The organism is Schaalia canis (genome assembly GCF_003858455.1).
Taxonomy (GTDB): domain Bacteria; phylum Actinomycetota; class Actinomycetes; order Actinomycetales; family Actinomycetaceae; genus Pauljensenia; species Pauljensenia canis.
Genome location: NZ_RQZF01000006.1, coordinates 91,071 through 106,377, shown reverse-complemented (window position 1 = coordinate 106,377; position 15,307 = coordinate 91,071). Strand labels below are relative to the sequence as shown.

At 58.7% G+C, this 15,307-nt stretch carries 11 protein-coding genes; all 11 read left to right on the top strand.

Annotated features, from left to right (window positions below; genetic code table 11):
• Positions 1–257: hypothetical protein (locus EII11_RS10525; protein ID WP_205649263.1), on the top strand; the 257-nt coding region annotated here is incomplete at its 5' end.
• Positions 258–314: 57 nt separating this feature from the next.
• Positions 315–830, top strand: a complete 516-nt coding sequence (locus tag EII11_RS07195) for a DUF6630 family protein (protein ID WP_420820447.1) — start codon at positions 315–317, stop codon at positions 828–830.
• A gap of 94 nt (positions 831–924) precedes the next feature.
• Positions 925–1,674, top strand: a complete 750-nt coding sequence (locus EII11_RS07190; RefSeq protein ID WP_124870779.1) for an SDR family oxidoreductase — start codon at positions 925–927, stop codon at positions 1,672–1,674.
• Positions 1,675–1,803: 129 nt separating this feature from the next.
• Complete coding sequence (locus EII11_RS07185) at positions 1,804–2,790, top strand: DUF4349 domain-containing protein (RefSeq protein WP_124870776.1); 987 nt, start codon at positions 1,804–1,806, stop codon at positions 2,788–2,790.
• Positions 2,791–3,191: 401 nt separating this feature from the next.
• Positions 3,192–6,446 carry an isoleucine--tRNA ligase gene (ileS, locus tag EII11_RS07180; RefSeq protein WP_124870773.1) on the top strand — a complete coding sequence of 1,085 codons (3,255 nt, stop codon included), beginning with the start codon at positions 3,192–3,194 and terminating at the stop codon, positions 6,444–6,446.
• 261 nt (positions 6,447–6,707) lie between these two features.
• Positions 6,708–8,387, top strand: a complete 1,680-nt coding sequence (locus EII11_RS07175; RefSeq protein ID WP_124870771.1) for a bifunctional folylpolyglutamate synthase/dihydrofolate synthase — start codon at positions 6,708–6,710, stop codon at positions 8,385–8,387.
• 101 nt (positions 8,388–8,488) lie between these two features.
• Complete coding sequence (dhaK, locus tag EII11_RS07170; protein ID WP_124870769.1) at positions 8,489–9,481, top strand: dihydroxyacetone kinase subunit DhaK; 993 nt, start codon at positions 8,489–8,491, stop codon at positions 9,479–9,481.
• 8 nt (positions 9,482–9,489) lie between these two features.
• Positions 9,490–10,125 (top strand): dihydroxyacetone kinase subunit DhaL, encoded by a 636-nt coding sequence (gene dhaL, locus EII11_RS07165; protein ID WP_124870766.1) that lies wholly within the window; start codon positions 9,490–9,492, stop codon positions 10,123–10,125.
• Positions 10,125–10,853, top strand: coding sequence for a dihydroxyacetone kinase phosphoryl donor subunit DhaM (gene dhaM, locus EII11_RS07160; protein ID WP_124870763.1), 729 nt, complete (start codon positions 10,125–10,127; stop codon positions 10,851–10,853). Before dhaL ends, dhaM begins: the two co-directional genes overlap by 1 nt.
• A 188-nt stretch (positions 10,854–11,041) precedes the next feature.
• Positions 11,042–11,500: a nucleoside-diphosphate kinase gene (gene ndk / locus EII11_RS07155; RefSeq protein WP_124870760.1), complete on the top strand. Its 459-nt coding sequence runs from the start codon at positions 11,042–11,044 to the stop codon at positions 11,498–11,500.
• A 109-nt stretch (positions 11,501–11,609) separates the two neighbouring features.
• A complete protein-coding gene (smc, locus tag EII11_RS07150) occupies positions 11,610–15,254 on the top strand; it encodes a chromosome segregation protein SMC (RefSeq protein WP_124870756.1) in 3,645 nt (1,214 codons plus the stop codon).
• The last annotated feature ends 53 nt before the right edge of the window (positions 15,255–15,307 follow it).

Sequence of the window (15,307 nt, the reverse complement as noted above, 5' to 3'; positions counted from 1 at the left end):
AGTTGTATGCCGATTTTGAGGATCGTGGGGCGTATGAGTCGCGTCGGGTGGTGGATCGTTTTACTCCGGCAATGTTGGTTGAGTATTGTGCCGCTCTTGGTTTACGTCCTTTTGATGAGGATTTTTATGCCGACGAGTGTTACCGGATTGTGAAGGTTGCGAAGGGGTGGGAGTCTCCCCGTCCTATTCGGCGGAGCTTCCATGAGGAGCAGTACCGCCGGGGCTTTACGGATGTGAAGCCTGACTCCATAATCTGAGGCTGCGCTTCCTTATTCGTTGTGAAGAACCGGGAAAAAGAAAGGGGAAAGGAAGAGATGGATCATAGTGGAAAGACAAATCCCTATCTCGCGATAGCTGCTGTTATCGCTGGGAAAGAAGCATCCGTTACCGACGAACTTAAGAGTTTTCTTAATGACAGGAAGTGTATGGGTGATCTTTTTACCCAGCGATACTGTGACGTACACTCCCTATCGGATAGTGAATACGCATGGTTTGCTCTGACCTACCTACTTGAACGACATGCGTTGCTCATCCGGGTTACGCCCACCATGTACATCTCCGATGCTAGGGCGAAACTTCGAACGCTCCCTCTACTCGCTGATGCTTCCGACCTTCCCACATTTGAGGACTACGGTGCTGACGAAGACGATTGCATTGATGAGTGGCTGAGCATATATAACGAAGGACTTGAAGAGCGCGGATACTCTCTTGTAGAGCTCGTTGACGATGAGACCGAAGAGATGCACCTTGTCTGTGTTCCCCTTTGTGTCACTGAAGAGCTTGCTTGTCTTGCACGCAGTGCTGGTCAGGAAATCTCACGCTACGAATGAGACAACACACATGTTGCTCAGCCCTTCAAAACGGACAATATGTACTGGGTAGCTGGGTCACTTCCTCCAGCCTCGCACCACGAAAGAGGAAAATATGAATGCATCTATTTCCCGCCGCGCTGTCGTCACTGGTGCTTCCACCGGCATTGGTGAGGCCACCGTCCGCCTCCTACGCGCACACGGCTGGCAGGTGGTTGCTCTGGCTAGGCGTGCTGACCGTTTGCAGGCGTTGGCTGAAGAAACTGGCTGCGAGTGGGCTTCCATTGACCTGCGTGACGAGGATGCCGTGCGCGCCCTAGCTGCACGCCTTGAAGAAAGTGGCCCCATTGATGCCCTCGTGAATAACGCGGGCGGTGCGCTGGGTGCAGAAAGTGTGGCTGACGCTGATCCTGACAAGTGGCTGGCCATGTTTGATCGCAATGTCATGACCGCCCTGCACACCACCCGCGCTTTCTTGCCCGCCATGCGTGAACGCGGCGGCGACCTCGTATTCCTTACCTCCACGGCGGCGCACGACACCTACCCTGGTGGAGGCGGATACGTGGCTGCCAAGCACGCCGAGCGCATTATCGCCAACACTTTGCGCCAAGAGCTTGTGGGTGAGCCTGTGCGCGTCATGGAGCTCGCTCCTGGCATGGTGAAAACCGAAGAATTTGCCCTCAATCGATTGGGGAGCAGTGAAGCTGCAGCAAAGGTGTACGAGGGTGTTGCAGAACCACTCGTTGCCGAAGACGTGGCCGAAGCGATCGTGTGGATGTTGGAGCGCCCGCGCCACGTCAATATTGACTCGATGATTATTCGGCCTCGGGCTCAGGCGACGAACACTCTCATCGCGCGCGGCTGAGTGAACGCTGAGTGAGCGTCATGCGTTGAAGTTACGCACGTATTGCGTGATGGTTACGACTTTATTGCTCTTTGAGGTGAATGTAGCGAAGCTGTTGCTAACGCATGACGCCTACTGCATGCTCGATATATGGCTACTCTCACCGCAATGAAGCGCCCCCGGTCGACCCTATCCGCACTGGCAGGAAGTGCGGTGGCCCTCGCCCTTGCACTGTCGTTGAGCGCATGTTCAAGCTCGCCAACAGCGGCTTCCCACTCAGAAGCAGAACCTGCTATCGGCAGGTTCATGGAGTCTCGAAACTCGGCCTCCGCACAAGACGCTGAGGCTGCTGCTCCCATGGCAGCGGACACGGCCAAAGAAGCGGGGCTGGAAGCGACAATTCACTCGGTGAAACAGTCGGTCATTAAGACCGGCACTGCTCGACTGGTGGCCGACAACCCCGAAGAAACTTTTGCCACGATGTCCGCTGATGTCATCGGGCTTGGCGGGAGTATCCAGGCATCAAGCATTAACCCGCTTGATTCAGGTCCCTCCGTCTGGGCAACCCTGCGCATCCCTTCAGCAAAATATGATGCCTTCGTTGGCACTCTTGCCACCTATGGTTCGCTGAAAGAAATCTCCACCTCAACCGAGGACGTTGGCGCTGCAATCGTCGACTTAGACGCGCGCACTCAAGCCCTAGAAAGCTCTATTGCCCGCCTGCGTGAGCTGATGAATAAGGCAGAGAGCACCGCTGACCTTCTTGAAGCTGAATCTCAGATGACCAGCCGTCAGGCAGAACTTGATGGGATCAAGGCGCAGCGCACTTGGTATGCCGATCAGGTAGAAATGTCGACCCTGGATGTGACGATCACCAGCCCGCTGTCCTTTAGAAGCGAGCCAGGGTCAGTGTGGGAGCAGTCCTGGCAGGGCTTTGTTGAGGGAGTGACAACCATCGTGGTGGGAATTGTCTGGCTGCTGCCGTGGGCAATCCTCCTGGCCCTCATCCTCACGCCCCTGCTTATCTGGCGAGGCCGTCGCCGCCGCGCAAAGCTGGCGCGTAGTGCCCAGTCAGAAGGGATCACCACCACTGAAGTACAGCCGCAGCACACCCCCGCGCCCTCCGAGAATCCCTGAGAGGCGTCGCCTTCGGCTCATCCCTAGGAATCTGCGCGGCCAGAAGGCTTGAAGGAACAGTTGTGGCGTGTTCAGGCTAACAGCATTTGACGTCGTAGTGTTGTGACAATATGAGCTAGCATGAACCATGCGTTGAACCAGCCCTTGTGCAGGGGTATCACTGGGGAGCATCCGGAAGAACAGAGAATGACGCATGGCAGACTCCCATTAGACCCGGACGGGTAAGCCCGACATAGCTGCAATGAGCGGCGAACGCTCGCCCCGCGTTGACCTCGTCAAATGCCCGTGAGGCTAAGGAACGAGGGATCAACTGGGGGAGTGGTCGCAAGCGGGGTGGTACCGCGGGAGTCAGCACACGCTGAACCTCGTCCCTGTGGACAATGAACGACGCAGAGGACACCATGACTAAGCACGGGTTCTACCCCCGCCACCGCGCCACCGAGGTTGAAGCATCCGTCTCCTTCCCTCAGCTTGAAGGCGAAACCCTCGCATACTGGCGCGAAAACGGGACTTTCCAAAAGTCCGTCGACATGCGCCCCGCAGGCGAAAACGGTAATAACGAGTTCGTTTTCTACGACGGCCCTCCCTTCGCTAACGGCCTGCCCCACTACGGCCACCTGCTGACCGGTTATGTGAAGGACGTTGTCGGCCGCTACCAGACCATGCGTGGACACCGCGTGGAGCGCCGCTTCGGGTGGGACACCCACGGTCTGCCCGCAGAACTTGAGGCGCAGCGCCTGCTCGGCATCGACGACATCTCCGAAGTCACGCGTGAAGGCGGCATCGGCATCGAAAAATTCAACGAGGAATGCCGCTCCTCCGTGCTGCGTTACACGAAGGAATGGGAAGACTACGTCACCTGCCAGGCACGCTGGGTCGACTTCGACAACGACTACAAGACCCTGGACATGACCTACATGGAGTCCGTCCTGTGGGCTTTCAAGACCCTCTATGACAAGGGCCTGGCCTACGAGGGACACCGCGTGCTGCCCTACTGCTGGAACGACCGCACGCCCCTGTCCAACCATGAGCTTAAGATGGACGACGAGGTCTACCAGACCCGCACCGACCAGACTGTGACCGTTGGTGTCCGCCTCGAAACAGGCGAACTGGCCCTTATCTGGACCACCACCCCGTGGACCCTACCCTCCAACCTTGCCATCGCCGTTGGCCCCACGGTCACCTACGTCACCGTGGAACCCACTGAAGGGGAGCTTGCAGGAGAAAAGGTCATCCTCGCTAAGGACTTGCTTGCCTCCTACGCGAAGGAATTGGGCGAAGAACCCACCGTTGTCGCTGAAACCCTGGGTGCTGACCTGCTGGGTCGCCGCTACACGCCGATCTTCGACTACTTCGACAATGACGAAGCCCGCTCAGAAAACGGCGCCCCCGGCCCCAACGCGTGGACGATCATCCCCGCCGACTTCGTCACCACCGAGGACGGTACCGGCCTTGTCCACATGGCCTCCGCTTTCGGTGAAGACGATATGATCGCAGCCCTCGCCGCGGGTATCCGCACCGTCATCCCCGTTGATGATGGCGGCTGCTTCACCTCCGAGGTGCACGACTATGAAGGCATGCAGGTTTTCGAGTCTAACCGTCACATCATCGCTGATCTGCGTGACGGCACCGGCCCCATGGCCCGCCGTGACAAGGCCGTGCGCGCCGTCCTCGTGCGCCAGGCCTCCTACGCGCACTCCTACCCTCACTGCTGGCGCTGCCGTCAGCCCCTCATCTACAAGGCTGTGTCGTCGTGGTTTGTGAAGGTGTCGGAGTTCCGTGATCGCATGGTGGAGCTCAACCAGCAGATCACCTGGGTGCCCGCCCACACCAAGGACGGCATCTTCGGTAACTGGCTGGCCAACGCTCGTGACTGGTCGATCTCGCGTAACCGCTTCTGGGGCGCCCCCATCCCCGTGTGGGTTTCGGATAACCCCGAATACCCGCGCGTGGATGTCTACGGCTCCATCGCGGATCTTGAGGCTGACTTTGGCGTGCCTGTCACCGACCTGCACCGCCCCTTCATCGACACTCTTGTGCGTCCCAACCCGGACGATCCCACGGGAGAGTCAATGATGCGCCGCATCCCCGATGTTCTTGACTGCTGGTTTGAATCCGGCTCGATGCCTTTCGCTCAGGTGCACTATCCCTTCGAGAACCGTGACTGGTTCGAGAACCACTACCCGGGCGATTTCATCGTCGAGTACATCGGCCAAACCCGCGGCTGGTTCTACACCCTGCACGTCCTGGCAACCGCGCTCTTTGACCGTCCTGCCTTCACCAACTGTGTCTCCCACGGCATCGTCCTCGGTGATGACGGACGCAAGATGTCCAAGTCGCTGCGTAACTACCCTGACGTGTCAACGGTGTTTGCCTCGCACGGTTCGGACGCTATGAGGTGGTTCCTCATGAGCTCACCCGTGGTGCGCGGCGGCAACCTCATGGTGGCTGAAGAAGGTATCCGTGACACGGTGCGTCAAACGCTCCTGCCCCTGTGGAATACCTACTACTTCTTCACCCTGTACGCTGGCGCTGCCAATAAGGGCGAAGGCTTTGAAGCCACCCGAGTGTCACTGGCTGACCCTGCTGGCGTTGCTGAACTGGGTGTCATGGACCGCTACTTGCTGGCGCACACTGCAACGCTGGCAGAGCAGGTTCGTGAGAACCTGGACGTGTACGACATTGTCTCGGCCACGGAGCGCGTGCGCGCCTACCTGGATGTGCTGACGAACTGGTACGTGCGCACCCAGCGCCAACGCTTCTGGGATGAGGATCCCGCTGCGTTCAATACCCTCTACACCGCTTTGGTGACCCTCTGCGAGGTGGCAGCGCCCTTGCTGCCGCTGCTGACGGAGGAAATCTGGCGAGGCCTGACCGGTGGCGAGTCCGTCCACCTGGCTGACTGGCCGACCGTTGACCTTGGCGTAGTGGACGCGGAACTGGTGGCGGCAATGGACGAGGTGCGCGATGTTGTCTCGGCTGCTCACGCCCTGCGTAAGACGAACTCCTTGCGTGTGCGTCAGCCGCTGGCTTCTCTGCGTGTCGTGTCGGATCAGGCTGCTGGCTTGATGCCCTTCGCTGACCTAGTGGGCTCTGAAGTGAACGTGAAGGACGTTATTGTCCAAATGCCGGTTGAGTGTGGCCTTGAGGTGAACACGGTTCTCAACCTCAATCCGCGCGCATTCTCCCCTGAAATCCGCAAGGTGACGTCTGGCCTGTTTGCAGCGCAGAAGGCAGGTGCCTGGGAACTGGTTGACGAGGGCGCTGCCGTCGTATTCCCTGGCGTTGAGGTTGAGGGTACTCCGGTGCGTCTGGAGGGCGATCAATTCTCGGTGACGACCTCAGTGAATGCTGCTGACGGTCAGGTGGCAACCGTCTTGGGCAATGGCACCTTCGTTGTGCTTGACACGGAGCTCACCGACGAACTGGTGGCAGAGGGCTACGCTCGTGACCTCATCCGTTCCATCCAGGATGAGCGCAAGAACGCTGGTCTGCACATCGCTGACCGCATCAACCTGACGCTGGCCGTTCCTGCTGATCGCGTGGAAGCCGCCCAGGCGTGGAGCGAGATGATCGCTCGTGAAACCTTGGCGACCTCTATCGAGATCTCAGCATCACAAGACGGTGCCGTCACTATCGAGTGCGTGAAGGCCTGATTAGCGCGGTGAAAGCACAGTTGGGGGTGTTTCCCGGTAGGGGAGCACCCCCAACATCGCTCAGGGATGAAGAAAATCGCCATGTGGACGAGGAGACATCGCCCATGAGCGAACACTCGCACCGTCTCAAGGCATGGTGACGCGCCTGTTCCTATACTTAAGAGCCGCAGGCGCGCGCCTGCGACAACATTTTTCGCTCTGCGGGGCTCCTGTCGAGCTACTGGTGGACGCTTTCCTTATTTACCTGTGGAGGTCACTTTCGTGGGCAATGATCATGCAGCATTCTTTGGTCACGACACTGAAGAAACGCGCGGAATCCCCGCCGACCTGTTGCCTTACTTGGAGGCAGCCGACGAAGTAGAGGCCGATAACATCACTACTGGAGTTGCCCTGGTTAATGAGGAAGAAGCCGCCGAGGAAGAACGTGCAGCAGTACTGCGCGCCCTCGTGGAAAACTCCCTTCTGCTTGGCCCTGATCCGTCGATCCTTGCCGAACTCGGTCTTGATGAGGACGATGACTACTGGGAGGGCGAGGAGGACTCAGCAGCGCAGACGGCCTCCCATGAAGATGCTCTTGACGCGGCAGAGCAAGATTTGCGTGAACGCGACAGCGTTGAGGCTATCTACCAGAGCATTATTGCCCGCGCACCCGAGCACGATATTCAGCCCTCTTTGGATCGCGTGCGCGCCGTCCTCGACATCCTGGGGGACCCACAACATACCTATCCCAGCGTGCATATCACCGGTACTAACGGAAAAACCTCGACAGCCCGCATGACTGATTCGCTGCTGAGCGCAATGGGGATGAGGGTTGGCCGTTTTACTTCGCCTCACCTGAGCGACGTGCGTGAGCGTATCAGCCTGGAGGGTGAGCCGATCTCACGCGCTGGATTCATCCGCGCCTGGGAGGATATCGCGCCCTACATACAGATGGTTGATGAGCGTTCAACCAGCGAGGGCGGCCCCGTATTGTCTTTCTTTGAGGTATTTACCGTCATGGCCCTGGCGGCGTTTGCTGACTATCCGGTGGATGCTGCAGTGGTTGAGGTGGGTCTGGGCGGTCGCTGGGATGCAACCAATGTCCTTGATGGAGACGTCGCCATTATTACCCCCATCGGTTTGGATCACACCGCATGGTTAGGGCCCACGCTCGAAGACATTGCCCGTGAAAAGACTGGCATCATTAAACCCCGTCAGACGGTGGTGATCGCCAAGCAACCCAGCGCTGAGGTGCTCGATATTCTGCTGGAACGTGCCCGTGAATGTGACGCGACAGTGCGCGTGGAAGGTAGGGATTGGGAGGTGCTCTCCGCTCAGATCGCAGTTGGGGGGCAGATGATCACCGTTCGCACCCCGTCGGCCATTTACGAAGATCTTTTTATTCCCCTGCATGGCGAGCACCAGGCCCACAATGCGGCTGCCGCTCTTGTTGCCGCTGAAGCGTTCATTGGTGGACGTGCCATTGATGGGCAGATCGTGGAATGTGGGTTTGCTTCCTCGTCGTCTCCGGGCCGACTGGAGGTTGTGCGCACATCTCCAACAATTATTGTTGATGCCGCACATAATCCCGCTGGGGCCCGCGTCCTCGCAGACGCCATCGGAGCAAGCTTCGACTTCACCCGCATTGTGGCAGTGTTCTCTGCCATGAAGGACAAGGATGTTGAATCAGTCCTTTCCGAGGTCGAACCGCATATTGACCACCTCGTGGTTACGGCAATGGACGGGCAACGAGCCATGTCCATAGGCGAACTTGAACGGCTTGCGAATGATGTCTTTGGTGAAGAGCGCGTGACGGTCGCAGAAAATCTTGCCGACGCGATCGAAGTGGCTGTTCATGACGCTGAGGCAACCAGTGATCCCACGACGTCGACAGGAGTCGTTGTCTTTGGATCGGTCGTTCTTGCCGGTCAGACTCGCGACCTGTTACGACCGGCGCGTTAAACGGCAAAAACTCTCGCAATCATGGCAGAGGAATGGCACCATTGAAGCGGGAATAGTTTCCATTCCGGATCAAACCCGCTCCCATGATGCAAGGAGGCACCATGAAAAAGCTTGTCAATGACGTTCATTCCGTTGTGCGTGAATCCCTTGAGGGGTTCGCCTTGGCACACGCTGACCTCATTGAGGTTCATTTTGACCCCGATTTCGTGACCCGTCGCACGCCGAAAGCTCACGGAAAAGTGGGGATCATCTCCGGTGGCGGATCAGGGCATGAACCCCTTCACGCCGGCTACGTCGGTGAAGGCATGTTGGATGCCGCCGTACCTGGTGCTGTCTTTACCTCGCCTACCCCAGACCCCATCCTTGAAGCAACTAAAGCGGCCGATCGCGGTGCAGGTGTGGTTCACATCGTCAAGAACTACACCGGCGACGTATTGAACTTCGAAACCGCCGCTGAAATGGCCGAAATGGAGGACATCGAGGTCACGACGGTTCTCATCAATGACGATGTCGCCGTTGAGGATTCCCTCTACACCGCTGGGCGACGAGGCGTGGCAGGCACTGTCCTTGTCGAAAAGATTGCGGGCGCTTCGGCAGAACGCGGGGACGACCTGGCCACCGTAACCGCCATCGCGACGACAGTGAATGAACAGATGCGTTCTATGGGCCTGGCTCTTGGCCCCTGCACGGTGCCCCACGCTGGAAAACCCTCCTTTGATCTTGGCGAGGATGAGATTGAACTGGGTATCGGTATCCACGGCGAACCCGGCTACCGGCGCGGTTCTATGGAAAGCGCAGACGCCCTCGTTGAAGAGCTCTACACCAAGGTGCGCGACGACCTTGCGCTCACTGCGGGCGAACGCGTCATCACCTTGGTCAATGGGATGGGCGGGACGCCGTCCGTTGAGTTGTACATCTGCCATCGTCGTCTGGCTCAACTTCTTGAGGCTGACGGCGTTGATATTGCTCGAAGCATGGTGGGTAACTACGTCACCAGCCTGGAAATGCCGGGTGTATCTATTACGCTGCTACGAGTAGACGACGACATGTTGGAGCTTTTTGACGCTCCTGCATGCACACCTGCATGGAAGTGAGAGACACAATGACATGTGACGTTGCATGGGCACTGGCCTGGATGGCATCAGCTCGACAGGTCATCGCAGACAACCGTGAACTGCTGATTGACCTTGACCGGCAGATTGGTGATGGCGATCACGGCGAGAACATGGATCGAGGCTTTGCTGCGGTTGTTGATGCCCTTGCAGGTCAGGAGTGTGCGACGGTTGCTGATGTCCTCAAGAGCGTTGCCAAGACGCTCATGTCGACAGTTGGCGGCGCGGCTGGCCCCCTCTACGGCACGGCCTTTTTGCGCGCAGCAAAAGCTGCGCCATCTGCGGAGCTGAGCAGCGCAGAGGTTGTTGCCCTTATCGCTGGAGCTCTGGAGGGTATTCAGGCCAGGGGCAAGGCAGAACGTGGTGAAAAAACCATGGTCGATGCGTGGGGGCCAGCGCTTGATGCTGCTCAGTCCGCGTGCGATGCGGGTGCTGACCCAGCCGCTGTGTATGAGGCTGCTGTTGCTGCCGCCTACGAGGGCGCTCTGGTAACTGAGCCCATGCAGGCGACGAAAGGTCGCGCCTCCTACCTTGGGGAGCGCTCCATCGGGCACATTGATCCGGGGGCATTATCCTCTGCCCTGATTCTCAAGGCTGGTTTGGATGCCATGGGAGAGGATCGTTAATGCCTGACGTTGCATTCGTCATTGTCTCCCATTCGGAGAGTCTTGCTCGGGGTGTGTGCGAGTTGGCCGCTCAAATGGCTCCCGATGTTCATTTTGAGGCAGCCGGTGGTACAGACCCGCTTCCGGGTGAGACTCATGCCGCTTTGGGCACTTCCTACGACAAGGTTGAGGCCGCCCTTGGTCGCGCTCTTGACGTAGCCCCCGGCGGCGCTGTCCTTGTCAGTGATCTTGGTTCGGCCACAATGACCATCGAGTCGGTGGTGGAATTCGCTGACGAGCCTGAACGAGTCCGCTTCGTTGATGCGCCTTTAGTTGAAGGCACCGTGGCTGCGGCGGTAAGGGCGCAGCTCGGGGATCCTCTTGAAGCTGTCGCCCAAGCCGCCATTGACGCTGGGCTTCGCTATGCGCAGGTTCATGCCCCCGCCCTTACAGGGGAGCAAGCATATGAACGCTCCGCTGGAGACAGCGTACTTCGCGTGAAGGGGATCGCCACTATTGCCGATCCTGTTGGACTGCATGCACGGCCAGCCGCAGTGCTGGCAAGGGTTGCTTCGCGTTTTGACGCAGAGGTAACGATCGAGGATGCGGATGCAACCTCCGTTTTGGAACTCATGGCTTTGGGTGTGTCCCAGGGGCAGGACGTGACGGTAGCTGCCGAGGGGCCTGAGGCTGTCGAGGCTCTTGCCGCTGTGATCGCCACCTTGGAGGATCCAGAACCGTCAGCGTAGTGCTGAGGTTTCAATTCGCGAAGGCGGCCGGTAATCCGTGAAACGCTCACTGGGTGAGTGTGAAGGGAAAACTGGCCGCCTTCGCTCGTAATGTAGAGAAATCTAGGCCTAAGGGCCTATTATTGTCTTCACATGTATTTGAGACTATTCCGCGTCCTGCGGATGGTGATGCCAACGAAGGATTACCTATGCCCAGTCCCGACCTGCTCAACCCCAACAAGCAGCACACGCTCGTTCTTATCAAGCCCGATGGTTACACCCGTGGTTTGACCGGCGAAGTTCTTCGCCGCATTGAAGCCAAGGGCTACAAGCTCGTTGGCTTGAAGATTAAGAAGGCTTCGCCGGAGCTTCTCGCTGAGCACTACATTGAGCATCAAGGTAAGCACTTCTTCAATGATCTTGTGGCCGTCATGTCTGCCGCGCCCCTGGTCGCTGTCGTCGTTGAAGGCGACCGGGTCATTGAAGGCGTCCGCACCATGATGGGTGCTACCAACCCCACTCTTGCCGCTCCTGGCACCATCCGCGGTGACCTCGGCCGCGACTGGGACACCCCTGCCGTTCAGAACATTGTCCACGGTTCTGACTCGCCGACTTCGGCTGATCGTGAGATCGCCCTGTGGTTCCCTGAACTGGTTTTCCACGACTGATCGTAGCGGGCATGATTCGCGGTAAAACCGCTGAAGTAACACGCTGACACGATTCCTCATACGGGCTGCAGGCGCCACGAAGCGCCTGCAGCCCGTATATTCTTAAAGCGTGCACCTTAAAACCCTGACTCTACGAGGCTTCAAGTCCTTCGCGAGCGCAACCACGCTCAGCCTTGAGCCAGGGATCACCTGTGTCGTTGGACCGAATGGCTCTGGCAAATCAAATGTCGTTGACGCCCTGGCATGGGTCATGGGGGAGCAGGGCGCGAAAAACCTGCGTGGCGGCCAAATGGCCGACGTCATCTTCGCGGGAACAACCGGCCGTGCAGCACTGGGACGAGCTCAAGTTGACCTCGTGATCGACAATAGCGACGCTGCGTTACCTATCGACTACTCCGAGGTGACCATCAGCCGTACCCTCTTTCGGGGCGGCGGCTCGGAATACTCCATTAACGGCGCTCCCGCCCGCCTTCTTGATGTGCAAGAACTGCTCTCTGACACCGGCATGGGGCGGCAAATGCACGTCATCGTTGGGCAGGGGCAACTGGACGCCATTTTGTCGTCAACACCAGAGGAACGCCGAGGCTTCATTGAAGAAGCAGCCGGCGTCCTGAAACATCGCAGACGTAAAGAACGCGCCCTGAAGAAACTGGCTGACATGGATGCGAACCTGGTGCGCGTCCTTGACCTTACGAATGAACTTCACCGCCAGCTCAAACCTCTTGCTCGCCAAGCGAAAGCCGCACGAAAAGCGGGCCTTATTCAAGCGAGGGTACGAGACGCGCAGGCGCGCTTGCTCGCTGATGACCTCGTGCGGGCGCGGGAGCGTCTGGCAGCACAGAGTGACAATGACGAGGCCTTAGCGAGGCGAAAGAGCGCCATTGAGGACACGATCGGACAACTACGCACCCACATTGCCGCCCTCGAAAGTGAATATGCGGCTGACTCTCCGCGAGTAGAGGCAGCCGCACAGGCGTGGAGAGAAGCCACCGCAATCACTGAACGTTTGCGCGCCACAATGATGACAGCGCAGGATCGGGCAGCCAGCTACGCGCAGCCTGCCCTCCCACCTACAGGTGAAGACCCCGACGAGCTCGAACGGCGGGCCCAAGAGGCAACAGCAGAAGATGCTGAACTCATCAAAGAAGTCGAGGCAGCCCACGCAAAACTCAATGAGCTCATCGACGCCAAACGCCACGCCGAAGAAAGTGATACCCAGGCAAGCAAAGAACTTGCGCGCGTCAACCGACTTTTAGCGGATTATCGTGAGAAAACAGCGAGGCTGAGCGGCGACGTCGGCTCAGCGCGATCCCGTTTGGAAGCCGCCCGCAATGAGGAACAACGCGCTGCGCAGGCCGTTATTGCGGCTGACGCCCGAGCTCAAGAAGCAGCCCGCGTGTACGAGCACGCAGTGAGTGAAAGCTCCCTCCCTGAACGCGCAGAAGAAAATCCCGCAGCCATCGCCCACGCGCAGGCTGTTGCTGCTCGCGACGCCGCCCGAGCTCGCCTGGATGAGCTACTCCGCGATGAAAGTGAAGCGCAGGCGGAGCGTGCCCGTTGGGAAGCACGCCGTGACACCCTCGCTGAACATCTCACTCCAGATGATGCAACTGGGACCATCACGGGTAAACCCGGCTTCCTTGCCACTGTCCCTGAGCTCTTGCATTCAGAAGAGGGATGGGAAGACGCTCTGGCCGCGCTTCTCACTCCCTTCGCTGATGCGGCAGTTGTGGATTCTGTTGACTCCGCCGTGGACCTGGTACGCGAAGCGCGAGCGAGTAACGCAGGCCGTATTCGCATGCTCCTAGCCGACGCTGGCAGAGACACAGAAGCCCAGACAGATGAGTCCCCAGCTCCCTCATCCCCCGATGGCAAAGCACTACCTGCAGGAACCCGCTGGGCCCGCACAAGCGTCACCATCGCCCCTGAACTCCAACACACCGCGCACGCCATACTGGACGGCTGCGTCCTCGCTGACTCCCTTGAGTCCGCCACTGAAGCACTCAAGGTCGCCGGGGTACGCCTCGTTGCCACCCGAGAAGGAGACCTGCTCAGCTCTACAGCGCTTACGAGCGCCGGCCACGCTCATTCGTCAGTTCTGACCCTTCACGCGCAATACGAGCGGGCACGTGCCGCTGCTCGTGACGCCGGCGCGCGTGAAACCCAGGCACGCGAAAAACTCGCTGAAGCCACTGCCACCTTGGATGCTGCAATCAAAACCGCGAACGAGGCACTGAAAGCCCTCCGCGAGCAGGACGCTGAGCACGCGCGAATCGCGCAAGAACACGCCCGTCTCAGTTCGGCAGCGCAGGCTGCCATCGCCGAGGCTGAACGCACCAGAACCGTCGCTCAACGAGCCCACGAACAAACAGCATGGGCCAGTGAACACCTAGCGCAGGTGGAGGCTCGACTTGAGGAAAATAGCGGAGAGGCTCCCGCAGAGAACCTCGATACCGCGCAGCGCGCCGCTGACCTCGCCGCAGCTCAGGCTCGTGAAGCCCGCGAGCAGGAAACAGCAGCACGCCTTGAGCTGCGTGCGCTTGAAGAACGCGCACGCCAGGCCCAATCCCGCGCTCGCACCCTCCGTCAAAACGCGGCGCGCGAACGTGAGGAACGCCAGCGCTACCTACGTGCCGAGGAAGGCCGCAAGCAACGTTACGCCATTGCCAGCGCCGTCCTCGTCCAATGTGAGCATGCTCTTGAAGCAGCACGATCCGTGCTGGAACGTGTCGATGCTGAACGTCAGGCTGCAGAGGCAGCGCGACTTGAACATCTTGAGGCGACGTCGCAGGCGCGCAAAAACATTGACGCCCTCACTCAAGAACTCGCTGAGGTCACCAGTGCCGTCCACCGTGACGAAGTGGCTCGCGCTGAAATGACCCTGCGATACGAGCAGCTCCGCGAGAAGGCGCTGGCTGAGGTCAAACTCGAAGAAGAACAACTCATCCAAGAGTACGGCCCACATAATCTTGTACCAGAACTCCCTCTCGACCTGTCCTCGGAGTTTCCTGATACTGCTGAACAGGCCCAGGAGGACCCCTCCGCACAGGGAAAGGATGCTGACGCGGAGGAACCTCTCCCAACGCGGCCGTATGTCCGCTCAGAACAAGAGCACGCTCTTGCACAAGCTCAGCGGGAATTGGAACGTCTTGGACGGGTGAATCCGTTGGCCTTGGAGGAGCATGCCGCACTTGCTTCCCGGCATGAATTCCTGGTGACTCAGGTGCAGGATCTCAAGAAATCCAAGGCGGATCTGCTCAAGATTATTGACGACGTTGACGCCTTGGTGGAGGAGGCGTTTACCTCGGCTTTTGAGGACACTGCCGAGCAATTTGCCCATACTTTCGAGGTGTTGTTCCCCGGGGGTGAAGGAAAATTGCTTCTGACAGATCCCGATGACATGCTCACCACCGGCATTGAGATTGAGGCGCGACCGGCAGGGAAGAAAGTGAAGCGTCTGTCCCTACTGTCTGGCGGTGAGCGTTCCTTGGCTGCGGTGGCGTTCCTCGTGGCAATTTTTAAGGCTCGTCCTTCACCGTTCTACGTCATGGACGAGGTTGAGGCCGCTTTGGATGATGTGAATCTATCGCGACTACTGACGATTTTTTCTGAACTGCGCGAATCGAGTCAGCTCATCATTATCACTCACCAGAAACGCACGATGGAGATTGCGGATGCGCTGTATGGAGTGACGATGCGTGATGGTGTGACGCGTGTAATTTCCCAGCGTTTGAAGGAGGCCGGGAAAGACTGAAATGGCGTGTGACGTGCGCGACTGCACGTTCAGAACGTGGACGTGTCATGTCA

Coding starts and splice junctions, on each gene's coding strand:
- dhaL (WP_124870766.1), top strand. CDS start 9,490: ATGACATGTGACGTTGCATGGGCACTGGCCTGGATGGCATCAGCTCGA.
- ndk (WP_124870760.1), top strand. CDS start 11,042: ATGCCCAGTCCCGACCTGCTCAACCCCAACAAGCAGCACACGCTCGTT.
- EII11_RS07185 (WP_124870776.1), top strand. CDS start 1,804: ATGGCTACTCTCACCGCAATGAAGCGCCCCCGGTCGACCCTATCCGCA.
- dhaM (WP_124870763.1), top strand. CDS start 10,125: ATGCCTGACGTTGCATTCGTCATTGTCTCCCATTCGGAGAGTCTTGCT.
- EII11_RS07195 (WP_420820447.1), top strand. CDS start 315: ATGGATCATAGTGGAAAGACAAATCCCTATCTCGCGATAGCTGCTGTT.
- dhaK (WP_124870769.1), top strand. CDS start 8,489: ATGAAAAAGCTTGTCAATGACGTTCATTCCGTTGTGCGTGAATCCCTT.
- ileS (WP_124870773.1), top strand. CDS start 3,192: ATGACTAAGCACGGGTTCTACCCCCGCCACCGCGCCACCGAGGTTGAA.
- EII11_RS07190 (WP_124870779.1), top strand. CDS start 925: ATGAATGCATCTATTTCCCGCCGCGCTGTCGTCACTGGTGCTTCCACC.